Raw genomic sequence first — 22,153 nt, forward strand, 5'->3', positions numbered from 1 at the left:
GTGCGGCGGGCGGTGGGGCGGGGCGGGGGGGGCGGGCGGGGGGGGGGGGCGGGCCCGCGGCGCGGGGGGGGGGGGGGCCCGCCCGGCCCCCCCCCCCCCCCCCCCCGCGACCGGTCGCGCGTGGTGGTTGTTGTTGATCTCCCATCCGTCGATAGCGAGGCGGTCGAGCAGGGATGCGGCGGTGAGCGTCGCGAGGTGCGGGTGCACGTCGAGCGTGTCGGTCAGATGGGCGGCGATCGAGGCGCGGGCAGCGGGCGGGGTCATGGGCGCATTCCTCCAGCGGTGTGGCGGGCGCGGTTCTCTCGCGGGACGGGCGGGGCGGACATGAGGCGGGCGAGGCGGTGCTGCTCGGCCTCGTCGTCCTCGGTCGCCGTTGCTCGGATGCGGGCGGGGTGGGGCTCGGGCGCGGTGCAGTGCTGACCGGGGCCGGCGCCGCACTCGGGGCAGGTGGCGAACTGGACGGCGTGCGCGTCGCGGCGGCGGCCGTGGACAGTGATCCGCAGCTCGACCCCTGCGCCGCGCTTGCAGAGGCGCCGAGGTGCTGCTCGACAGGTCTCGACAGGGCACGCGACGGCGAGGGCGGGCATTGCGGCCCGCTGGTTGGGCAGGGTCGCGCGGACGGCGGAACGCTGCTCGGGCGTGATGTACGGGCGCGGCTGCTCGTCAACGGACCGCCCGACTCCCGCGGCCAGGGCGAGGACGGCGGCCGGCGGGGCGGCGTCGAGTGCCTGCGTGATCGACCGCGGGGGCAGGTGTCCGTCGGCCGCGGCGGCGAGCTGCGCGCGGCGGCGCTCGGTGAACTGCGCTCCGGTCTCGGTCGGGTTGCCGTTGTAGACCGGGTGGGCGGCGCCGATCCGGGCCTCGCGGATACGGGCGCGAATCCTGCGCACGTCCGCGGGGGTTGCCCGCTTCTCGGTTACGCCGTAGTGGTCGGCGACGGCGCGGCGGGTGTCGTCGTCGAGGGGGACGTCGCGCAGGGCGTAGGCCCATGCTCGGGCGTCCGCTTCGCCGATGGTGCGCAGGTCGAACGCGGCGCACAGGGCGAGGACTTCGGCAGCGTCTGCGGGTGTCATTGGGCGTTCTCCTGTTCGCGGAGTTGGGCGGCGAGGTCGAGGCCGGCGCGTACGCGCTGATCGGTGGTCGAGGGGCGGGCGGCCCCGGGGTTGAGCGGTACGACGTTCGGACCGGCCCCGGGGGCGCGCGGGGGCGGGGTGGGCAGGGAGCGCCACCCCGAGACGAAGTAGCGGGCGGAGCGGGGGCGGGTGCGTGCGGCCTGCCACGCGCCGCCGGCGTGGTCGACGAGGACCTGTACGCCGCACCGCTCGATCAGGGCGTGCAGCAGCAGCCACTCGGCGGAGGAGAGTTCCCAAGAGACGACCATTCCGGCGGCGCTCATGGCGTCGACGAGGGGCCGTACGGGCTCGGCGATCCGGGGACCGTCGGGGCTAGCTTGTTCACCTCTACTTCCGAAGGAAGTAGAGGGGTAAGGCTTGGTGCTGGCTTGGGAGCCTGTGACGCTATCGACGGCGTCACGGTGTGACACCCCCTCTTGACCTGCGAATTCCTCCGGAAACTGGGGTGCGTTTCGGGTCTGATTCGTCGCCGATCCGCGCTCGTTTCGCGCACGATCCGCGGCCGATTCGTCGACGATTCGCGCCTCGTTTCGCCTGCGGCTCTTCGCCTTGCGCTCCGCAGCGGCGGCCCGGTTGGCCTCGACCTGCGCCCGGGTCGAGTTCCTTCCGCTCTCGAAAAAGTCGTGCACCATGAAGTCGCCGACGGGGGGCTGCGGGCAGCGCGGGCAGGTGTGCCCGTGCTCGTGCCACAGGCCGACCGAGACGAGCTTGCGTGCCTGCGGGACGGTCCCGTACTGGCGGGCGACCACGGCGGGCACGGTGCCCTCGGTGAGGTGCTGCGCGGAGTAGGCGCCCGCCCGTACCCACAGGCCGAGGGCAGCGTTACCCGCCTTGATGATTTTCGGGTGCATGTGCGAGCTGTCGTCGATCTTGAACCACGCCACGGCGGGTGACTCCTTCCTGATCTGTGGGGGGTGGGGTGCCCGGCTCGGGCCGGCCGGCGAGGGCGGCCGGGGTGTGCAACGGGCAGCGGTAGCCAGGCAGGTAACGGCGGGCGCCCGGGGCGCCGCAGTAACGGCGCCCCGCCCCGCTCCAGTGCCGGCACCGGTAGTCGATGGCCGGCCCCGGGGTCACTGCGCGGCCGGCTCGGCGGCCTCGGGCCATCCGGCGAACTGCGAGGGCACGTCCTCGATCGCGGGCTGCTCGCCGCCCTGTACGGACGGCTGCTCGACGATCTCGCCCTCGATGTATTCCCCGGGCACGTCGAGCCCCTCGGGGGTCGCATCGCGCCGCACGGTCCCGTCATGGGCCACGGCGCGGGCAAGCTCGGCCGACTTGGGCAGCAGCTTGAACAACTGCCGTACGGCGGTCTTGCAGGCCATCGCGTCGTAGTCCGTGGACCACGGACCGAAATCCTTCGCCTTGCTCCGCTTGCGGATCGCCTCGACGTCGTCGACGTCGAGCACCACGAACGCGCTTCCCCCGTTGGCCAGTCGGGCAACGGCGTAGTAGTGCGTCGCCGGACCCCTTGCCGAGCCGCGCGCCGGAATGTGCCGCAGCTTGGGGTCGAGTCCGTACTCGTACTCGAACTCGTCGCCCTCGTGCACGGTGCCGGTGTCGAGGCCGGCGGCGAGCGGGTGCTGCCAAAACAGCTTGATCATGCCCTGGTAGCCGATGACGAGCTGTACCTCGTACCCGCGGATCTTCTTGTTCCAGAACGGCAGCAGGTACGCCTCGCCGGACACGCCGCCCGGCTCCAGCCCGAGGGCCGAGCAGGTCATCAGGGCGCCGGCGAACGACTCGCGGCTGCACTCGGCGAGGTGCTCGACCCTGCGCAGCTCGGTAAGCGCGATCCGGGCGATACGGTCGGCGCCGCCCATGTGCGCGGGCAGCGCGCGCTCGATCTCCGGCCGCATCTGCTGCACGAACTGCACGAGCGTGGCGGCCGGTTGCGCGGCTCGGGTGGCGGGGACGGCGGGCGTACGGGTCTGCGCGCCTCGGGTGGCGACGCGGTCGGCGAGATTGCTGGTCATGCTGCGGTGTTCTCCTTCGGGACGACGAGGCGTCGGGCGAGGTGCGCCCGGAACTCGTCGGGGCGCTCGGCGGCGAGGCGCGCGGTATCGAGCGCGTCGACGCGGTGCGTGTACTGCTGCGCGAGGTCTGGGTGCGCGGTGGTGAATCGTTTCTGCGAGAGCGGCCCGTTCTGCTTCCACGTGAACGCGACGGCCCCCTGCGTCTTGACGACCTCGGCCTCGCCTGCGGTGGCTTTCAGCCGGTTGTCGATCTCGCGCAGCTCGTCGGCGGTGCGCTCTTCGCGTGCCTTGAGTTCGCGGCGGCGCTCCAGCAGCGGCAGCACCTCGGCAGGGTCGGCGACGGCCACGGCGCCGGCCGTGACCGAGTAGAGGTGATCGAGCAGGGACTCGGTCGCCTCGGAACCGTCGATCGGCGGCGGGACGCGATCGATCACGCCCTGCCAAAACCGGCCAACGATTTCGACGAGGTGCTCGACGAGGGTCTCGTCGCGCTCGACGCGGTGAATCAGCAGCCGGTTACCGCCGAGCAGCGCAGCGACGTGAGCGTGCTCGTACCCGGTGACGGCGAGGTACCAATGCGTCTGGAGCGCCGGACCGTCCGGCACGCCGAGCAGCCACTCGTCGAGCTGATAGGCCGAACGCGTCTTGATCTCCAGCAGGCTCGACGGCGACGAGTCACCCTCGGCGAGCACGTACCGGTCGACGTTCGCCAGCATCCAACGACGCTCGACATGCGCGAGCGTCCCCGGACCCTCGACGACGCCGAGACCGGTCCGCGCCGAGAACACACGGGCGACCGTCGGCTCGTGCTCGTGCCCCCAGAATGCGGCCTCGGCGAGGACGGGATCGAGCGGGCGGTCGAGCGGCAGCTCGCCCACCTTGTCGAGGTAGACCTCGGTCGGCGAGGTGTACTTGCTCATCCCCAGAATCGCGGCGACCTCCGAGCCGCCAACTCCCGTGCGGCGCGTGGTCAGCCACTGCTCGCGGTTGAGACCGGGCGCAGCGACGACAACCCCCGTGGGCGTGACCAGCGTCGGCGCCGGGGCGCCGCTCACTGCCCACCCCCGACGTAGCGGGCGTAGACCCGGTGCTCGGTCGAGTTGCCCGAGGTGATCGTGCGGGCGACCGCCTCGAACGATCCCGCAGGCGAGTACGACGGAAGACGCGCGTTACGGATGGCCTGCGCTGCGGACGCTGCGCGGGTGATGCTGGCCGGCTTCCCGACTACGCCCCACACGTTCGGGTGCGCCCGAAGATCGGCGGCGATGCGAGAGTGCTTGGTGTTGCGCTGCTTGGGCGGCGGACCGACGAACTCGACGAGGCTCACGGGCTGTTCGCCTCTCATGCCGCGGTCTCCTGCTCGTCGCGCACCTGTCGGATACGCGGGGCGAGGATGCGCCGGATCATGGCGAGCTGATCGTCGGTCGGTTCGGGCCACTCTTCGGGACCGGTCGGTGTGGCGGGTGTCTCCTTGGTGTGCACGGCTCCCCCTCCGTTGTTGCACATATCGAACAGCCAAGGGCGCAAAGTGCCGCATAGTGCCCGGATGGTTGTTGCAGATGTCGAACAACGGCAACCGTAGGTGGCGAGAAAGTGCACGTCAACGGCATTGATCGGTGTGCAGTTCGGGGTAATGGCTGATTAGATGAGACTGTTCGAGTTGTGAAACAAGAACGGAGACAAGAGAGTGCCGGAGAGTGACAACCCGTTGCGGACTCCGTACGGGACGCCCTTCGGGGATCTCCTGCGGTCCGCGAAGGAAGAGCTAGGGCTTTCGTATCGCAAGCTCGCCGAGCGGGCGATCGACCCCACGACGGGTGAGGGGGTGGGGTACACGACTCTGCACCGGATAGCGGCGAACAAGTCGATCATGCTCTCGCCCGGGGTGGTGGGTGCCGTTGCCGCTGCCATCGGTCGCCCCGAGCGCGACGTTCGAATCGCCGCATCGCAGCAGTATTGCGGCCTGGTCGCCGATGATCCGTTCGGCATGAGCAACGACGAGACGACCGTCGTCGTCGTGCACGCCCCCGGCATGGGCCGCAAGGACATGCCCAAGGTTGAGGCGCTCTTGCGGCGCTATGCGGCGGGTGAGGTTCCGCCGGAACTTTCCGAAGGGGACCGCTCGTCTTCCTAGCTGATCACTACGCGTCGTATGCGCGTGACCTGCGGTGTTGGGTTGAGTAAGGTGGTTCGGGCGTCTTGCCTCGTGCATATGTTCGAGTCAAGGTCCGTCATGCCACGAGGGGGGCACCACCTTGATCCGCGTCATCCGCACCCAACTCGATACCGGAGCAATCACCGTAGTCCGCGCCACCGAACACGGACTCACGATCGACATGGACGGCCGCCACATCACCCCCACAGGTGCGGCAAGCCTCCAGCAAGCCCTAAACGGCCTCGCCCCCCACGCTGAGCAGGAAGGCGTCGACCGAGGCGCCCCGCAAGCGCCCGTCGGCGAGCGAGCCTGAACACCACGAAGGGCCGCAGGGGAGAATGCTCCCCTGCGGCCCTTCGCCAGTCCGTATCCGCTATGCCGCGCTCGCCGCCGACTTCACCGGCATACGAGGGGCGAGGGACACGTGTTCCTTCGCCGGCACGCCCGGACCATGCGGGACCTTCTTCATCCGCACATCTAGCAGCGTCTCGGCGATCAAGCGCCGCTGCGGAAGATCCAGCGTCGCCCACCCCTTGGCGACCTCTTCCGGCGTGGTCCCCACGATCTCGCGCACGACCGACGGGGCCTTGAGTGACTTCGCCTTCGTTTCCGCAGCGGCGATCTTCGGAGTGAGACCGGCTTCGATCTCGGCAAAACTGTCCGCCGAGAGGGCTCCCTCGATCGCCTTGGAACGGAACTCCTTGAGACGCGTCCGCAGCATCGCGACCTCGGCCTCGGCCTCTTCGATCTGGTTCAGTGCCTCGTCGTCGCCCTCCGTAAAGGCGGCGATGAACGCCGGCGAGGACAACCACTTGAAGAGCTCGCCCTCGACGTACGCGTCTATCTCCTTGGTCAGGCCGGACACGTGATAGCCCTTACCGCCGAACTTGCCCTCGACCTTGGGCTGCACACACCGGTAATAGGGGCCGTACTTGTTCCTTCCGGACCCAACCGCTACAGAGCACACATCACAGACCATGCTGCCTGAAAGCCAGTTAACGGCCTTTCCGGGCCTGGAATTGTGCCTCTTCGACTTGCGCTCGGCGATGATCGCGAGGGCCCGCACGTGCACTGCCTTGTCGACGATGCCCGGCCACGCGTCCTCGGCCGTCACCTTGCCGTGGTGGGTGCGAGCACCGAGGTATCGCGGGTCGGCCGCATAGTGGACGACCGTCGCGGGGTGCCACCGGGCGAGCAGCAGCGGCGCGCGGCGCGCGTTGAAATCCTGCGAGATGTCGAGGGGCAACTCGCCCGCCGCCAGGCGGCTGCGAGCCTCGGCGCGTAGATCTTCACGGGCAACGAGGCGGGCCACCCATGTGGGATGCATCCGTGAGTTGGCCGGGAGATCTGCCCTCCATTCGGCCAACGCCTTGATCTGTTCCTTGCGCCATTCGCGGGCCGGCGGGGTTACACCGCGGCCATTCAAGGCCAGAGCGATTTGGTTGTATGCCTTGCCGTCGGCGACCGCCTTGCAGATCTCATTGACAATCTCGGCCTCGGCCGGCTCCTTCTCCGTTCGCAGCAGCTCGCGGGTGTGAGGGTCGTAGACGCGCCGGTATCCGTATGCGCGCTGACCGTGCGGCTTGCCATTGATCGCGTTCGCGCGCAGGGACCGCAGCACGTTGTCGCGCATCTCGTCGACCTCACGCTCGCCGATCAGAGCATCGAGACCCGTGCGGAAACGGTCGTCCTTGTCGCTGAGGTCGTAGACCTTGCCCCCGTAGCACCAAAACACTCCGTGCTTTGCGCAGGCATCGCGCAGACGGGCGTAGACGGCCAAGTCGCGTTGCAGGCGCGTCGCCGCCCACGCGTAAACGATGTCGAGCTTCCCCTGCTCGATCCACTCGATCATGCGCTCAAAGTCTTCACGCTCGCGGCCACCCGCGTGGCGTGAGGCCGAGCGGTCGTCGTCGATGAACGTCTCAACGATGTTCACGCCGTCGCGATCAGCGTCGGACTGCGTGGCGTCGAGCTGCTCGCGGACCGACCGGCCCTTGCCGTTCGTCTTGCCTCGGTACGCACTCTTCCGCGCGTACCGACCGCCTCGCAGACCGACCAGACTACGAGTCCCCCACGGCCCTGCGATCGTCTCTAGGCTCATGCTCCCCCCTCGTCCCAACCGAAGTATCTCTAACTCGGTGAAACCAAGGTGGCACCGAAGGCCTGACGGCGGGAGCCGACACCCCCTAGGTGGCGGGCCGGGCCGGGTCCTCCCCGCCTCGGTCCGCTTCCTCGTTCCCGCTGGGCCCGCCCCCGTACGGGGCCTGCCGCACGCCGTGGACGGTCCGTACGCAGCGGGTCAGCAGCACCAGCCCCCACAGCAGCAGCGCGAGGGCAACCGCCCAGCCCAGCCCCAGGGTGATGGGAGGTCCGGGTTTGCGCCACGGGCGGGCGATGTTCAGCAGCCAGCCCCCGACGGCGAGCAGGAAGAGCCCGACGGCGGCCGGAACGGCGGTGGGATCGCCGGTGCCGCCGGTGCCGTGCTCCTCGTACGCCTTGTAGGCCACGGGTCACCTCCTCGCTGCATCGGGCCGCTGCGCCCGGCTATCTTCTCAGGGCCTCGGCCGGTTCGGCACGGGCCGCCCGCCAGGCGGGACGGAGCCCCTTCCGCCGGGCCGAACCCGTCGCCGGTCCGCCACCCGGGCAGGCCGAAGGGCCGGCACTGCGCCCCGAGCGGGGGAGTGCCGGCCCTTCGGCCGTGCGAGGGGGCTCTGAGGCCCCTGGGGGCCTCAGAGGACGCGGACGGCGCCCGTCGGCCTGTCGTAGCTCAGGGAGCGCTCGACGATGCCCGTGCTGGGGTTCTGGGCGCCCACGAACTTGCCGCCGCCGACGTAGATGGCGACGTGGTAGGCGCTGCCGCGGGGGCCCCAGTACAGGATGTCGCCCGGCTGCAGGGCGCTCAGGGAGACGGAGGTGCCCTCCGCGGACTGGTCCTGGGACACGCGCGGCAGGGAGATGCCGGCCTGGCGGTAGGCGGCCTGGACGAGGCCGGAGCAGTCGAACGAGGACGGGCCGGTGCCGCCGCTGATGTACGCCTTGCCGACCTGCGCGCGGGCGAAGTTCACGATGGCGGCGGCGGAGCCGGTCGCCGGGGCGGTGACGGTGCCCAGGCCCTGCTCGTCGGCCGCGGAGGTGCTCTGCAGCGAGGTGCGGGAGGAGCTGCGGGTGGCGCGCTCGGCCGCGGCCTTGCGGTCCGCCTCCTCCTTCGCCTTCTTCTCGGCGTCGACCTTCTCGGCGTCTTCCTTGGCCTGCTTCGCCTCGGCGGCGGCGCCGGTACGCGCCTGCTCTTCCTGGGCGTGCAGCTCGCCGGTGACGGCGGCGGCGGCCGTGTTCTCCGCGGCGGTGGTGACGGCGGAGGAGACCTCGGCTGCCAGGTCCAGGTTCAGGACCGGCATTTCGAGCGTCGTCTCGGTCACGGGTTCGGACGGGGACGCGCTCGCCGTGCCGGCCAGCGCCAGGGTGCTGAGGACGCCACCGGCAACTCCGGCGCGGACCGCGAGCTTCGAGGCGCTGCGGCGGGGCTTCCGGTGGCTGGGTATGTGAGCGGTGTGGGACATGAGGACAACCGCTATCAGGGGGTCCGGGTTCCCTTCAAGAAACGTGGTCTGCGCCACAGTTGCGCGCGAAGCGGGCTAACCGGGCGCGTCGCGCGTCTTATTGACGCCGTAACGGACGTATCGGACACGCCTTCGCGAGGCTGTGATCAAGGGGTTTCCGTATTAAGTCCGAATTGATCCGTGGCCTACCATCCCTGCGCACAGATGGCCAAGCCCTCTTTCGGAATCAAGAATTCGGCGTGGCGCAGGTCACAGAAACGTCTCACCGTGAGGGCGCCGTGGTCCGTTCGTGACCTTGCCGTGAAGTTGCCGTGCGGTGGGGTCCGGCGCTCGTGAATGCGCGCACGCGTCCACTCCCGTCCTCCGGGCTCCCCCGACCGGGCGATGCGGGATCCCTTTACCGTGCAAGGCTTGATCTCGCAAATTTGCCTGCACCCGACATGGTTTGATAGTGCCAGCGGCCTTCTATCTGCGGTAACGGGGCTGGATGTCACCTTTGGTGATCATGTGGATGCTTCGCGTATGAAGATCACGGCTCATCTGACTTCATGATCGTTCGTCAGGTGGTGGAGATCACAAACTCGGTGTTGTTACCCGTGTCGCAGATCACAGACCGGCAGGCATAAGATGCGCACCAGTCCGGCTTGTGAACTGCCTCACATGTGCACGATCTTCGCGAGGCGGCTCGCTCGGCGCCGGCACAGCGGTCCAACGGTCAAGGACGACTGGAAGGAGCGAGGAGCGTGAATGCGTACGCGCCCATCCTCGTGCTCGGCGCCCTCGGCGCAGGGTTTGCGATCTTCTCCGTGGTCATGGCCACGCTGATCGGCCCAAAACGGTACAACCGGGCGAAGCTCGAGGCGTACGAGTGCGGCATCGAGCCGACGCCCACGCCGGCCGGCGGCGGTCGCTTCCCCATCAAGTACTACCTGACGGCGATGCTCTTCATCGTCTTCGACATCGAAGTTGTCTTCCTCTACCCCTGGGCCGTCACCTTCGACTCCCTGGGGATCTTCGGGCTCGTCGAGATGCTGCTCTTCGTGCTCACCGTCTTCGTCGCCTACGCCTACGTGTGGCGCCGCGGCGGCCTGGAATGGGACTGAGGGGCTGAATTCCCATGGGACTGGAAGAGAAGCTGCCGAGCGGCTTTCTGCTGACCACCGTCGAACAGGCCGCGGGCTGGGTGCGCAAGTCATCCGTCTTCCCCGCGACCTTCGGCCTGGCCTGTTGCGCCATCGAGATGATGACCACCGGGGCGGGCCGGTACGACCTGGCCCGTTTCGGCATGGAGGTCTTCCGCGGCTCCCCGCGCCAGGCCGATCTGATGATCGTGGCCGGCCGGGTCAGCCAGAAGATGGCGCCGGTGCTGCGGCAGGTGTACGACCAGATGCCCGCTCCCAAATGGGTCATCTCCATGGGGGTTTGTGCATCTTCAGGTGGAATGTTCAACAACTACGCGATTGTCCAGGGCGTCGACCACATCGTCCCGGTGGACATCTATCTGCCCGGCTGCCCGCCCCGCCCCGAGATGCTGATGGACGCGATCCTCAAGCTCCACCAGAAGATCCAGAGCTCGAAGCTCGGCGTGAACCGGGAAGAGGCGGCCCGCGAGGCGGAGGCCGCGGCCCTCAAGGCCCTTCCCACGATCGAGATGAAGGGGCTGCTCCGGTGAGCGAGACCTCCCCAGAAAACGGGAACAACGTTCCTGCCCCGAGGGGCTCCGCCGGCGGCCCCGAGGTGATCGGCGTCCGCAAGGGCATGTTCGGAGCCCGGAACGGCGGCGACACCAGTGGTTACGGCGGCCTGGTCCGCGCCGTGGTCATGCCCGGCGCGAGCCACCGTCCCTACGGCTCGTACTTCGACGAGGTCGTGGACGAGCTCGAAGGAGCGCTGGAGGAGCAGGACCTGCTCCCGCAGAACGCGATCGAGAAGGTCGTCGTCGACCGGGGCGAGCTGACGCTCCACATCGCCCGCGAGCGCCTGGTCCGGGTGGCCTCCACCCTGCGCGACGACCCGGCCCTGCGCTTCGAGCTCTGCACCGGCGTCAGCGGGGTCCACTTCCCCGACGACAAGAGCCGCGAGCTGCACGCCGTCTACCACCTGCGCTCGATCACCCACGGCCGGGTGCTGCGCCTCGAGGTGTCCGTCCCGGACGGCGACCCGCACGTCCCGTCGCTCGTCTCCGTCTACCCGACGAACGACTGGCACGAGCGCGAGACGTACGACTTCTTCGGCCTGGTCTTCGACGGGCACCCGGCCCTCACGCGCATCATGATGCCGGACGACTGGCAGGGCTTCCCGCAGCGCAAGGACTACCCGCTCGGCGGCATCCCCATCGAGTACAAGGGCGCCCAGATCCCGGCTCCCGACCAGCGGAGGTCGTACAGCTGATGTCCACGTCAAACCACGCCTCCGCCGATCACGCCTCCGCGCGCGAGACCACCGAGGGCACCGTCTACACCGTCACCGGCGGCGACTGGGACGAGATCGTCCAGTCGGCGGCCAAGGCCGACGACGAGCGGATCGTCGTCAACATGGGCCCGCAGCACCCGTCCACCCACGGCGTGCTCCGGCTGATCCTGGAGATCGACGGCGAGACGGTCACCGAGGCCCGCTGCGGCATCGGCTACCTGCACACCGGCATCGAGAAGAACCTCGAATTCCGGAACTGGACGCAGGGCACCACCTTCGTGACGCGCATGGACTACCTGACGCCGTTCTTCAACGAGACGGCGTACTGCCTCGGCGTCGAGAAGCTGCTCGGCATCACCGACCAGATCCCGGACCGCGCCACCGTCATCCGCGTCCTGCTGATGGAGCTCAACCGGATCTCCTCCCACCTGGTGTGCATCGCCACCGGCGGCATGGAGCTGGGCGCGACCACGATCATGATCTACGGCTTCCGCGACCGCGAGCTGATCCTCGACATCTTCGAGCTGATCACCGGCCTGCGCATGAACCACGCGTTCGTCCGCCCCGGCGGCCTCGCGCAGGACCTGCCCCCGGGCGCCGTCGACCAGCTGCGCGACTTCCTCAAGACCATGAAGAAGAACCTGCCGGAGTACGACAAGCTCGCCACCGGCAACCCCATCTTCAAGGCCCGGATGCAGGACGTCGGCTACCTGGACCTCACCGGCTGCATGGCGCTGGGCGCCACCGGCCCGATCCTGCGCTCCGCCGGCCTGCCGCACGACCTGCGCAAGGCGGATCCGTACTGCGGCTACGAGACCTACGAGTTCGACGTGCCGACCACCGAGACCTGCGACTCGTACGGGCGGTTCCTGGTCCGCCTGGAGGAGATGCGCCAGTCCCTGCGGATCGTCGAGCAGTGCCTGGAACGGCTGGAGCCGGGCCCGGTCATGGTCGCCGACAAGAAGATCGCCTGGCCGGCGCAGCTCGCGATGGGCCCGGACGGTCTCGGCAACTCGCTCGACCACATCAAGAACATCATGGGCACCTCCATGGAGGCCCTCATCCACCACTTCAAGCTGGTGACCGAGGGCTTCCGGGTGCCGGCCGGGCAGGCGTACGCGGCCGTCGAGTCACCCAAGGGCGAACTCGGCGTCCACGTCGTCTCCGACGGCGGCACCCGCCCCTACCGGGTCCACTTCCGCGATCCGTCCTTCACCAACCTGCAGGCCATGGCCGCGATGTGCGAGGGCGGCCAGGTCGCCGACGTCATCGTCGCCGTCGCCTCCATCGACCCCGTGATGGGAGGCGTCGACCGATGACCGACGTGTCTCTGGGCATGCCCCAGCTTCCGGCACCCGACTTCCCGGCCGAGGTACGCGCCCGGCTCGAAGCCGACGCGAAGGAAGTCATCGCCCGCTACCCCGACAGCCGCTCCGCGCTGCTGCCGCTGCTGCACCTGACCCAGGCGGAGGAGGGCTACGTCTCGCGCACCGGCATCCGGTTCTGCGCCGAGGTCCTGGGCCTGACCACCGCCGAGGTCACCGCCGTGGCCACCTTCTACACGATGTACCGGCGCAAGGCCTCCGGCGACTACCAGGTCGGCGTCTGTACGAACACCCTGTGCGCGGTCATGGGCGGCGACGCGATCTTCGACGAGCTCAAGCAGCACCTCGGGGTCGGCAACAACGAGACCACCCCCGACGGCAAGGTGACCCTCGAGCACATCGAGTGCAACGCGGCCTGCGACTACGCCCCCGTGGTGATGGTCAACTGGGAGTTCTTCGACAACCAGACCCCCGAGTCCGCCAAGGCCATGGTCGACGACCTGCTCGCCGGCCGTCCCGTCGCGCCGACCCGGGGCGCGCCGCTGTGCACGTACAAGGAGACCGCCCGGATCCTGGCGGGCTTCCCGGACGAACGCGAGGGCGCCGTCGAGGCGAGCGGCGGTGCGGGCCCCGCCTCCCTGATCGGCCTGCGGATCGCGCGCGGCGAGTCCCTGCAGCGCGGCAAGGTCGTGCACCCGCGTGCTGAGGCTTCGGCTGCCACCGAGGAGGGGGAGTGATGACGGTGACTGCCGAAATGCATGAGAACGGCGCCCCGGAGAAGCTGCTGGCGCCCGTGCTGTCGGCGTTCTGGGACGAGCCGCAGTCGTGGACGCTGGAGACCTACCGGCGCCACGAGGGGTACGAGGGCCTGCGCAAGGCGCTCGCGATGACCCCGGACGACCTCATCGCATACGTGAAGGACTCCGGTCTGCGCGGCCGCGGCGGCGCGGGCTTCCCCACCGGAATGAAGTGGCAGTTCATCCCGCAGGGCGACGGAAAGCCGCACTACCTCGTCGTGAACGCGGACGAGTCGGAGCCGGGAACCTGCAAGGACATCCCCCTTCTCTTCGCCAACCCGCATTCCCTCATCGAGGGAATGATCATTGCCTGCTACGCGATCCGGTCGGAGCACGCCTTCATCTACCTGCGCGGCGAGGTCGTGCCGGTGCTGCGACGCCTGCACGAGGCGGTGCGCGAGGCGTACGAGGCCGGCTACCTCGGGGAAGACATTCTGGGGAGCGGGCTGAAGCTCGACATCACGGTGCACGCGGGAGCGGGCGCGTACATCTGTGGCGAGGAGACGGCACTCCTCGACTCCCTCGAAGGCCGGCGCGGTCAGCCCCGGCTGCGTCCCCCCTTCCCTGCCGTCGAGGGGCTCTACGCGTGCCCCACTGTCGTGAACAACGTCGAATCCATCGCCTCGGTTCCCGCGATCCTGAACAAGGGCAAGGACTGGTTCAAGTCGATGGGGACCGAGAAGTCCCCCGGCTTCACCCTGTACTCGCTCTCCGGGCACGTCGCCGGCCCCGGCCAGTACGAGGCCCCGCTCGGCATCACCCTGCGCCAGCTGCTCGACATGAGCGGCGGGATGCGGCCCGGGCACCGGCTGAAGTTCTGGACCCCGGGCGGCTCCTCCACCCCGATGTTCACGGACGAGCACCTGGACGTGCCGCTGGACTACGAGGGCGTCGGCGCGGCCGGCTCCATGCTCGGCACCAAGGCGCTCCAGTGCTTCGACGAGACGACCTGCGTGGTGCGGGCCGTCACCCGCTGGACCGAGTTCTACGCCCACGAGTCCTGCGGCAAGTGCACCCCCTGCCGCGAAGGCACCTACTGGCTCGTCCAGTTGCTGCGCGACATCGAGGCGGGCAAGGGCGTCATGTCCGACCTCGACAAGCTGAACGACATCGCCGACAACATCAACGGCAAGTCGTTCTGCGCCCTCGGCGACGGCGCCGCCAGCCCGATCTTCTCCTCCCTCACGTACTTCCGCGAGGAGTACGAGCAGCACGTCACGGGCAAGGGCTGCCCCTTCGACCCCAAGAAGTCGACCCTCTGGGCTGACACGGAGGTGAACGCATGACCGTCACCACAAACGCCCCCGCCGGTGGCGGCGAGGGAGCGGGGCGGCCGAAGGCCGCCGAAAACACGGTCTCCCTGACCATCGACGGCATCGAACTGTCCGTGCCCAAGGGAACCCTGGTCATCCGGGCCGCCGAGCAGATCGGCATCGAGATCCCCCGGTTCTGCGACCACCCCCTCCTCGACCCGGTCGGCGCCTGCCGCCAGTGCATCGTCGAGGTCGAGGGCCAGCGCAAGCCGATGGCCTCCTGCACGATCACCTGCACCGACGGCATGGTCGTCAAGACGCAGCTGACCTCCCCGGTCGCCGAGAAGTCCCAGCGCGGTGTGATGGAGCTGCTGCTCATCAACCACCCGCTGGACTGCCCGGTCTGCGACAAGGGCGGCGAGTGCCCGCTGCAGAACCAGGCGATGTCCCACGGGCAGAGCGACTCGCGTTTCGAAGGCAGGAAGCGCACGTTCGAGAAGCCCGTCCCGATCTCCACACAAGTGCTGCTGGACCGCGAGCGGTGCGTGCTGTGCGCGCGCTGCACCCGCTTCTCCAACCAGGTGGCCGGCGACCCGATGATCGAGCTGCTCGAGCGCGGCGCGCTCCAGCAGGTCGGCATCGGCGAGGGCGACCCCTTCGAGTCGTACTTCTCCGGCAACACCATCCAGATCTGCCCCGTCGGCGCCCTCACCTCGGCCGCGTACCGGTTCCGCTCCCGCCCGTTCGACCTCGTCTCCTCCCCGAGCGTGTGCGAGCACTGCGCGGGCGGCTGCGCGACCCGGACCGACCACCGGCGCGGCAAGGTACTGCGCCGGATGGCCGCCGAGGACCCCGAGGTCAACGAGGAGTGGATCTGCGACAAGGGCCGCTTCGGGTTCCGCTACGCGCAGCGCCCGGACCGCCTCACCACCCCGCTGGTGCGCAACGCGGCCGGGGTGCTGGAGCCGGCCAGCTGGCCCGAGGCCCTGGAGGCCGCGGCCGCCGGGCTCGCCGCAGCGCGCGGCCGGGCGGGCGTCCTGACCGGCGGGCGGCTCACCGTCGAGGACGCGTACGCGTACGCCAAGTTCGCGCGGGTGGTCCTCGACACCAACGACATCGACTTCCGGGCCCGGATCCACAGTGCGGAGGAGGCCGAGTTCCTGGCCGCCACCGTCGCCGGCACCGGCAAGGACCTTGGGGGCACCCCCCGGCCGGAGGCCGGGGGAGGTGCGGGCGTGACGTACTCCGCGCTGGAGGCGGCGCCCGCCGTCCTGCTCGTCGGCATCGAGTCCGAGGAGGAGGCCCCCGGAGTCTTCCTGCGGCTGCGCAAGGCCCACCGCAAGCACAAGCAGCGGACCTTCGCCCTCGCCCCGTTCGCCACCCGCGGCCTGGAGAAGGCGGGCGGCACCCTGCTGGCCGCCGCCCCCGGCACCGAGCCCGACTGGCTCGACGCACTGGCCTCCCGGACCGGCCTGGAGGCCGGCGGTGCCGAGGCCGCCGACGCGCTGGGCCAAAGCGGCGCGGTCATCGTCGTCGGGGAGCGCCTCGCGGGCGTGCCCGGCGCGCTGACCGCCGCCGTACGGGCCGCCGCCGCCACCGGCGCGCAGCTGGTGTGGATCCCGCGCCGGGCCGGGGAGCGGGCCGCCGTCGAGGCGGGCGCGCTGCCGTCGCTGCTGCCGGGGGCCCGTCCGGCCACCGATCCGCGGGCCCGCGACGAGGTCGCCACCGCCTGGGGGCTGGACGAGCTCCCGCACCGCTACGGCCGCGACACCGGCCAGATCGTCGAGGCCGCCGCCGGCCGCGAGCTCTCCGCCCTGCTGGTCGCGGGCGTCGAGGTCGCCGACCTGCCGGACCCGGCCCGCGCGCTGGCCGCCCTCCAGGAGGCCTTCGTGGTCTCGCTGGAACTGCGGCCCAGCCAGGTCACCGACCACGCGGACGTGGTCTTCCCGGTCGCCGCCGTCGCCGAGAAGGCGGGCGCGTTCATCAACTGGGAGGGCCGGGTCCGGCCCTTCGAGGCCGCGCTCAAGCCCGACCAGATGACCCGCGCGCTCGCCCCCGCCGACGCCCGCGTGCTGCACATGCTGGCCGACGCGGCCGACCGGCCGATCGCGCTGCCCGACGTACACGCCGTACGCCGTGAGCTCGACGCGCTCGGCCCGTGGACCGGGGAGCGCGCCACCGGGCAGTCCGTGGACACCGCGCCGCCGCCCCGCCCCGGGGCGGGCGAGGCGGTCCTCGCGGGCCACCGGCTCCTCCTCGACCGGGGCCTGCTCCAGGAGGGCGACGACGCCCTGGCCGGCACCCGGCACGAGGCGAGCGCCCGGCTGTCGGCCGCCACGGCCGCCGAGACGGGCGTCAAGAACGGCGACGTCCTCGCGGTGACCGGCCCGGCCGGCTCCGTGGAACTGCCGCTGCGGATCACCGAGATGCCCGACCGGGTCGTCTGGCTCCCGCTGAACTCCACCGGGCACGGCGTCCTCGCCGACACCGGGGCCCACCCGGGCACCCTCGTACGGATCGGCCCGGCGACCCCGGCCGACAGCAGCGGCACCGATGCGGAGGTGGGCGCGTGAACGCGGTACAGCTCGCAGCCGAGGACCTCTCCCTGTTCGGCAGGGACGTCTGGTGGCTCGTCGTCGTCAAGGCGGTGTTCTGCTTCGCCTTCCTGATGGTGACCGTGCTCTTCTCCATCGTGTGGGAGCGCAAGGTCGTCGCCTGGATGCAGCTGCGCATCGGCCCGAACCGGCACGGCCCCTGGGGCATGCTCCAGTCGCTCGCCGACGGCGTGAAGCTGATGCTCAAGGAAGACATCATCGTCAAGCGGGCCGACAAGGTGGTGTACGTCCTGGCCCCGATCATCGCGGCGGTCCCGGCCTTCATGGCCATCGCGGTGATCCCCTTCGGGCCGCCCGGCGACGAGGTCTCCATCTTCGGCCAGCGCACCACGATGCAGCTGACCGACCTGCCGATCGCGATGCTCTACATCCTCGCGGTCGCCTCGGTCGGCATCTACGGCATCGTCCTGGCCGGCTGGTCCTCGGGCTCGACGTACCCGCTGCTCGGCGGCCTGCGCTCCTGCGCGCAGATGATCTCGTACGAGATCGCGATGGGCGCGGCCTTCGCCTCCGTCTTCCTCTACTCCGGGTCGATGTCGACCTCGGCGATCGTGGAGGCACAGGCGGACCGCTGGTACATCGTGCTGCTGCCGGTGTCGTTCATCATCTACGTCATCACCATGGTCGGCGAGACGAACCGCGCGCCGTTCGACATGCCGGAGTCCGAGGGCGACCTCGTCGGCGGCTTCAACACCGAGTACTCCTCCATCAAGTTCGCGCTGTTCATGCTGGCCGAGTACGTCAACATGGTCACCGTCTCGGCGGTCTCGGTCACCCTCTTCCTCGGCGGCTGGCGGGCCCCCGCGCCGATCTCCACGTACTGGGAGGGCGCGAACCACGGCTGGTGGCCGATGCTCTGGTTCGTCATCAAGGTCCAGCTGCTGCTGTTCTTCTTCATCTGGCTGCGCGGCACACTGCCCCGTGTCCGCTACGACCAGCTGATGAAGCTCGGCTGGAAGATCCTGATTCCGGTCTCCGTGGTCTGGCTGATGCTGGTGGCGACCGTCCGGGCGCTGCGCAACGAGCGCTACGACTTCTCGGAGATCGTCCTGTACGTCGGCGGCGCGGTCGTCGCGATCCTGCTGCTGTCCTTCGTCGCGGACCTCTTCCGCGACCGGAAGGAGAAGACGGCCGCCGAGCAGGCCGTCGAGGCCGCCGCGGCCGAGTCCTTCGACCCGCTGGCGGGCGGATTCCCCGTACCGCCCAAGCCCGGCCAGCACCTGGCACCCGTACCGCGCAGGCGGCCTCGCAGTGAGCGGGAGCTGATTGTCAGTGGCGGGACGAATACTGACAGTGACCGAGAGGAGGGTGCTGAGAATGCCTGACGCGGACCAGAACGAGAAGTGGCAGAACCCGGTGGCCGGCTTCGGCGTGACCTTCAAGGCCATGTTCAAGAAGCGCCTCACCGAGCAGTACCCGGAGCAGCAGAAGACCACCGCTCCGCGCTTCCACGGACGGCACCAGCTGAACCGGCACCCGGACGGTCTGGAGAAGTGCATCGGGTGCGAGCTGTGCGCCTGGGCCTGTCCCGCCGACGCCATCTACGTGGAGGGCGCGGACAACACCGAGGAGGAGCGCTACTCCCCGGGTGAGCGGTACGGCCGGGTCTACCAGATCAACTACGCCCGCTGCATCCTGTGCGGGCTGTGCATCGAGGCCTGCCCGACGCGGGCGCTGACGATGACCAACGAGTTCGAACTGGCCGACGTCAGCCGCGAATCGCTCATCTACACCAAGGAGCAGCTGCTCGCCGGCCTGACCGAGGGCATGGTGGAGACGCCGCACTCGATCTTCCCGGGCATGGACGAGCAGGACTACTACCGCGGGCTGGTGACCGGGGCGGCCCCCGGTACGGAGCGGCAGGCGGCGGTCTCCAAGGGCGAGCAGGCGACGCCCTCCGAGGGGGTGGGGGCGTGAGCACGATCGCCGCGGCCACCACCACGGTCACCTCCACCGGTGAGGCCGTGCAGTTCTGGGTCCTCGCCACCGTCGCCGTCGTCGGCGCGCTGTCCACGATCCTGATGAAGAAGGCCGTGCACAGCGCGCTGAGCCTGGCCGGGACGATGATCGTCCTGGCGGTCTTCTACCTCGCCAACGGGGCGTACTTCCTGGGCGTGGTCCAGATCATCGTCTACACCGGCGCGATCATGATGCTGTTCCTCTTCGTGGTCATGCTCGTCGGCGTCACCGCCGCCGACTCCCTGAAGGAGACCCTCAAGGGGCAGCGCTGGCTGGCCGCCCTGTGCGGGCTCGGTTTCGGCATCCTGCTGATCGCCGGCATCCGCCACGCCCAGCTCAACCACTTCAACGGGCTCGGCCGGATCAACTCCGCCGGGAACGTGGAGGGTCTGGCCACGCTGATCTTCACCAAGTACGTGTTCGCCTTCGAGATCACCGGCGCGCTGCTGATCACGGCCGCCGTCGGCGCGATGGTCCTCACCCACCGCGAGCGCGCCGAGCGGGCGGCCACGCAGCGCGAACTCGCCGAGCGGCGCGTCCGCGAGGGCGTACAGCTCCCGCCGCTGCCCGCGCCCGGCGTCTACGCCCGGCACAACGCGGTGGACGTCGCCGGTCTGCTGCCGGACGGCACCCCCTCCGAGCTGACCGTCAGCAAGACGCTGCGTGCCCGCGGCCAGATCCGGGACGTCTCCAGCGAGGCGCTGGAGGACCTGAAGGCGCTGGAGCAGCGGTCGGCCGAGCGGCTCGGCCGTGAGGAGGCCTCGAAGTGAACCCGGTCAACTACCTGTACCTGTCGGCGCTGCTGTTCACCATCGGCGCCGCCGGAGTGCTGATCCGGAAGAACGCGATCGTGCTGTTCATGTGTATCGAGCTGATGCTCAATGCCTGCAACCTCGCCTTCGTCACCTTCTCCCGGATGCACGGCAACCTCGACGGCCAGATCATCGCCTTCTTCACGATGGTCGTCGCCGCCGCGGAGGTCGTGGTGGGCCTCGCGATCATCGTGTCGCTGTTCCGTACCCGCCACTCGGCCTCGGTCGACGACGCCAGCCTGATGAAGCTGTAAGGGGCGCTCACAGTGGAGAATCTGATTGGGCTGCTGATCGCGGCGCCCCTGCTCGGAGCGGCGGTGCTGCTGTGCGGCGGCCGGCGCCTCGACAAGGCCGGCCACTGGCTCGGCACCCTGCTCGCCGCCGCCTCCTTCGGCATCGGCGTGGCCCTGTTCGCCGACATGCTGGGACGCGGCGCCGACGACCGGACCCTGCACCAGAAGCTGTACACCTGGATCCTGGTCGAGCGCTTCCACGCGGACGTCGCGTTCCAGCTGGACCAGCTGTCGATGACGTTCGTCCTGCTGATCACCGGGGTGGGCACGCTCATCCACGTGTACTCGATCGGGTACATGGAGCACGACGACCGCCGCCGCCGCTTCTTCGGCTACCTGAACCTGTTCCTCGCGGCGATGCTGCTGCTGGTCCTCGCCGACAACTACCTGCTGCTGTACGTCGGGTGGGAGGGCGTCGGCCTCGCCTCGTACCTGCTCATCGGCTTCTGGCAGCACAAGCCGAGTGCGGCGACCGCCGCGAAGAAGGCCTTCCTGGTCAACCGGGTCGGCGACATGGGCCTGTCGATCGCGATCATGCTGTTGTTCACCACCTTCGGGACCTTCGCCTTCGGGCCGGTGTTCGCCTCGGTGGGCAACGCGACCGAGGGCAAGCTGACGGCGATCGCCCTGCTGCTGCTGCTCGCCGCGTGCGGCAAGTCGGCCCAGGTCCCGCTCCAGTCCTGGCTCGGGGACGCGATGGAGGGCCCGACCCCGGTCTCGGCCCTGATCCACGCGGCGACCATGGTCACCGCCGGCGTGTACCTCATCACCCGCTCCGGGGCGATCTTCAACGCCGCGCCGGACGCGCAGACCGCGGTCGTCGTGGTCGGCGGGGTCACGCTCCTCTTCGGTGCGATCGTCGGTTGCGCGAAGGACGACATCAAGAAGGCCCTCGCCGGCTCGACGATGTCGCAGATCGGGTACATGATCCTGGCCGCGGGCCTCGGCCCCATCGGCTATGCCTTCGCGATCATGCACCTGGTGACGCACGGCTTCTTCAAGGCCGGCCTCTTCCTCGGTGCGGGTTCCGTGATGCACGGGATGAACGACGAGGTCGACATGCGGCGCTACGGCGGCCTGCGAAAGTACATGCCGGTCACCTTCGTGACCTTCGGCCTCGGCTACCTCGCCATCATCGGCTTCCCGGGCCTGTCGGGCTTCTGGTCCAAGGACAAGATCATCGAGGCGGCCTTCGCGAAGGGCGGCACCGAGGGCTGGATCCTCGGGGCGGTCACCCTGCTGGGCGCGGCCATCACCGCGTTCTACATGACCCGCGTGATGCTGCTGACCTTCTTCGGCGAGAAGCGCTGGCAGCCCGACGAGCACGGGCACGAGCCGCACCCGCACGAGTCCCCGAAGTCCATGACCCTCCCGATGGTCATCCTGGCCTTCGGATCGGTCTTCGCCGGAGCCCTGTTCAGCATCAACGAGGCCTTCGTGAAGTGGCTCGAGCCGGTCACCTCCTTCGAGCACGGAAACCCGCCGCTGAGCGCCGCCGCCATCACCGCCTCGACGGTCGTGGTCCTGCTCATCGGCGTGGGAGCCGCGTACGCCCAGTACGGCAGGAAGCCCGTCCCGGTGGTCGCCCCGCGCGGCAGCTGGTTCACCCGGGCGGCCCGCCGGGACCTGCTCCAGGACGACTTCAACCACGTCGTGCTGGTGCGCGGCGGGGAGCACCTGACCCGCTCGCTCGTGTACGTCGACCACAGCCTGGTCGACGGGGTGGTCAACGGGACGGCCGCCTCGGTCGGCGGACTGTCGGGCCGGCTGCGCAAGCTGCAGAACGGCTACGCCCGCAGCTACGCGGTCTCGATGTTCGGGGGCACGGCGATCCTCATCGCCGCGACCCTGCTGATGAGGGCGGTGTGA

The 22,153-nt window shown here is 69.6% G+C and carries 22 protein-coding genes; 13 read left to right on the forward strand and 9 right to left on the reverse strand.

The window, feature by feature from the left end; translation table 11 throughout:
• Window positions 1–260 precede the first annotated feature (260 nt).
• The 6 genes from AB0I68_RS35980 to AB0I68_RS36005 form a co-directional block, all read right to left on the reverse strand.
• Entirely contained in the window at window positions 261–1,073 is an 813-nt protein-coding gene (locus AB0I68_RS35980; RefSeq protein WP_363181615.1) for a hypothetical protein, read from the reverse strand.
• Entirely contained in the window at window positions 1,070–2,017 is a 948-nt protein-coding gene (locus tag AB0I68_RS35985) for a mucin-2 (protein WP_363181616.1), read from the reverse strand. The genes AB0I68_RS35980 and AB0I68_RS35985 overlap by 4 nt, the downstream gene beginning before the upstream one ends.
• Before the next feature lie 186 nt (window positions 2,018–2,203).
• Window positions 2,204–3,106 (reverse strand): recombinase RecT, encoded by a 903-nt coding sequence (locus tag AB0I68_RS35990; protein ID WP_363181618.1) that lies wholly within the window; start codon window positions 3,104–3,106, stop codon window positions 2,204–2,206.
• The gene (locus AB0I68_RS35995) at window positions 3,103–4,161 is read right to left on the reverse strand and encodes a lambda-exonuclease family protein (RefSeq protein ID WP_363181619.1); all 1,059 of its coding nucleotides are present in this window, start codon (window positions 4,159–4,161) and stop codon (window positions 3,103–3,105) included. The genes AB0I68_RS35990 and AB0I68_RS35995 overlap by 4 nt, the downstream gene beginning before the upstream one ends.
• On the reverse strand, window positions 4,158–4,451 hold the full coding sequence (locus tag AB0I68_RS36000) for a hypothetical protein (protein WP_363181620.1): 294 nt from the start codon (window positions 4,449–4,451) through the stop codon (window positions 4,158–4,160). The genes AB0I68_RS35995 and AB0I68_RS36000 overlap by 4 nt, the downstream gene beginning before the upstream one ends.
• Entirely contained in the window at window positions 4,448–4,588 is a 141-nt protein-coding gene (locus AB0I68_RS36005; protein ID WP_363181621.1) for a hypothetical protein, read from the reverse strand. The genes AB0I68_RS36000 and AB0I68_RS36005 overlap by 4 nt, the downstream gene beginning before the upstream one ends.
• A 205-nt stretch (window positions 4,589–4,793) precedes the next feature.
• On the opposite strand from AB0I68_RS36005, the gene AB0I68_RS36010 reads away from it, so the two are divergent.
• The gene (locus tag AB0I68_RS36010) at window positions 4,794–5,240 is read left to right on the forward strand and encodes a helix-turn-helix transcriptional regulator (protein ID WP_363181622.1); all 447 of its coding nucleotides are present in this window, start codon (window positions 4,794–4,796) and stop codon (window positions 5,238–5,240) included.
• A 394-nt stretch (window positions 5,241–5,634) separates the two neighbouring features.
• Here the strand turns inward: AB0I68_RS36010 and AB0I68_RS36015 are convergent, their stop codons facing one another.
• From AB0I68_RS36015 to AB0I68_RS36025, 3 genes are all read right to left on the reverse strand, one after another.
• A complete protein-coding gene (locus AB0I68_RS36015) occupies window positions 5,635–7,362 on the reverse strand; it encodes a recombinase family protein (protein WP_363181623.1) in 1,728 nt (575 codons plus the stop codon).
• Between the two features lie 85 nt (window positions 7,363–7,447).
• Window positions 7,448–7,768 carry a hypothetical protein gene (locus AB0I68_RS36020; RefSeq protein ID WP_363181624.1) on the reverse strand — a complete coding sequence of 107 codons (321 nt, stop codon included), beginning with the start codon at window positions 7,766–7,768 and terminating at the stop codon, window positions 7,448–7,450.
• A 222-nt stretch (window positions 7,769–7,990) separates the two neighbouring features.
• The gene (locus tag AB0I68_RS36025) at window positions 7,991–8,818 is read right to left on the reverse strand and encodes an NlpC/P60 family protein (RefSeq protein ID WP_363181625.1); all 828 of its coding nucleotides are present in this window, start codon (window positions 8,816–8,818) and stop codon (window positions 7,991–7,993) included.
• 743 nt (window positions 8,819–9,561) lie between these two features.
• Here AB0I68_RS36025 and AB0I68_RS36030 point away from each other — a divergent pair.
• Genes AB0I68_RS36030 through nuoL form a run of 12 tightly spaced genes read left to right on the forward strand, consistent with a single transcriptional unit; the run spans window position 9,562 to window position 22,153 of the window.
• A complete protein-coding gene (locus tag AB0I68_RS36030; RefSeq protein WP_030028256.1) occupies window positions 9,562–9,921 on the forward strand; it encodes an NADH-quinone oxidoreductase subunit A in 360 nt (119 codons plus the stop codon).
• Window positions 9,922–9,935: 14 nt separating this feature from the next.
• Entirely contained in the window at window positions 9,936–10,490 is a 555-nt protein-coding gene (locus AB0I68_RS36035) for an NADH-quinone oxidoreductase subunit B (protein ID WP_189807941.1), read from the forward strand.
• Complete coding sequence (locus AB0I68_RS36040) at window positions 10,487–11,209, forward strand: NADH-quinone oxidoreductase subunit C (RefSeq protein WP_363181626.1); 723 nt, start codon at window positions 10,487–10,489, stop codon at window positions 11,207–11,209. Before AB0I68_RS36035 ends, AB0I68_RS36040 begins: the two co-directional genes overlap by 4 nt.
• A complete protein-coding gene (locus AB0I68_RS36045; protein ID WP_363181627.1) occupies window positions 11,209–12,549 on the forward strand; it encodes an NADH-quinone oxidoreductase subunit D in 1,341 nt (446 codons plus the stop codon). Before AB0I68_RS36040 ends, AB0I68_RS36045 begins: the two co-directional genes overlap by 1 nt.
• On the forward strand, window positions 12,546–13,292 hold the full coding sequence (gene nuoE / locus AB0I68_RS36050; RefSeq protein ID WP_363181629.1) for an NADH-quinone oxidoreductase subunit NuoE: 747 nt from the start codon (window positions 12,546–12,548) through the stop codon (window positions 13,290–13,292). The genes AB0I68_RS36045 and nuoE overlap by 4 nt, the downstream gene beginning before the upstream one ends.
• Window positions 13,292–14,638, forward strand: a complete 1,347-nt coding sequence (nuoF, locus tag AB0I68_RS36055) for an NADH-quinone oxidoreductase subunit NuoF (RefSeq protein WP_363181630.1) — start codon at window positions 13,292–13,294, stop codon at window positions 14,636–14,638. Before nuoE ends, nuoF begins: the two co-directional genes overlap by 1 nt.
• The gene (locus AB0I68_RS36060; RefSeq protein WP_363181631.1) at window positions 14,635–17,178 is read left to right on the forward strand and encodes an NADH-quinone oxidoreductase subunit G; all 2,544 of its coding nucleotides are present in this window, start codon (window positions 14,635–14,637) and stop codon (window positions 17,176–17,178) included. The genes nuoF and AB0I68_RS36060 overlap by 4 nt, the downstream gene beginning before the upstream one ends.
• Entirely contained in the window at window positions 17,175–18,545 is a 1,371-nt protein-coding gene (nuoH, locus tag AB0I68_RS36065) for an NADH-quinone oxidoreductase subunit NuoH (protein WP_363181632.1), read from the forward strand. Before AB0I68_RS36060 ends, nuoH begins: the two co-directional genes overlap by 4 nt.
• Window positions 18,538–19,137 (forward strand): NADH-quinone oxidoreductase subunit NuoI, encoded by a 600-nt coding sequence (gene nuoI / locus AB0I68_RS36070; RefSeq protein ID WP_363181633.1) that lies wholly within the window; start codon window positions 18,538–18,540, stop codon window positions 19,135–19,137. Before nuoH ends, nuoI begins: the two co-directional genes overlap by 8 nt.
• Window positions 19,134–19,949 carry an NADH-quinone oxidoreductase subunit J gene (locus AB0I68_RS36075; protein WP_363181634.1) on the forward strand — a complete coding sequence of 272 codons (816 nt, stop codon included), beginning with the start codon at window positions 19,134–19,136 and terminating at the stop codon, window positions 19,947–19,949. The genes nuoI and AB0I68_RS36075 overlap by 4 nt, the downstream gene beginning before the upstream one ends.
• Window positions 19,946–20,245: an NADH-quinone oxidoreductase subunit NuoK gene (nuoK, locus tag AB0I68_RS36080; protein ID WP_054223348.1), complete on the forward strand. Its 300-nt coding sequence runs from the start codon at window positions 19,946–19,948 to the stop codon at window positions 20,243–20,245. The genes AB0I68_RS36075 and nuoK overlap by 4 nt, the downstream gene beginning before the upstream one ends.
• A gap of 12 nt (window positions 20,246–20,257) precedes the next feature.
• Complete coding sequence (gene nuoL / locus AB0I68_RS36085; RefSeq protein ID WP_363181635.1) at window positions 20,258–22,153, forward strand: NADH-quinone oxidoreductase subunit L; 1,896 nt, start codon at window positions 20,258–20,260, stop codon at window positions 22,151–22,153.

The sequence above is a fragment of the Streptomyces sp. NPDC050448 genome, assembly GCF_040655295.1.
Lineage (GTDB): Bacteria > Actinomycetota > Actinomycetes > Streptomycetales > Streptomycetaceae > Streptomyces.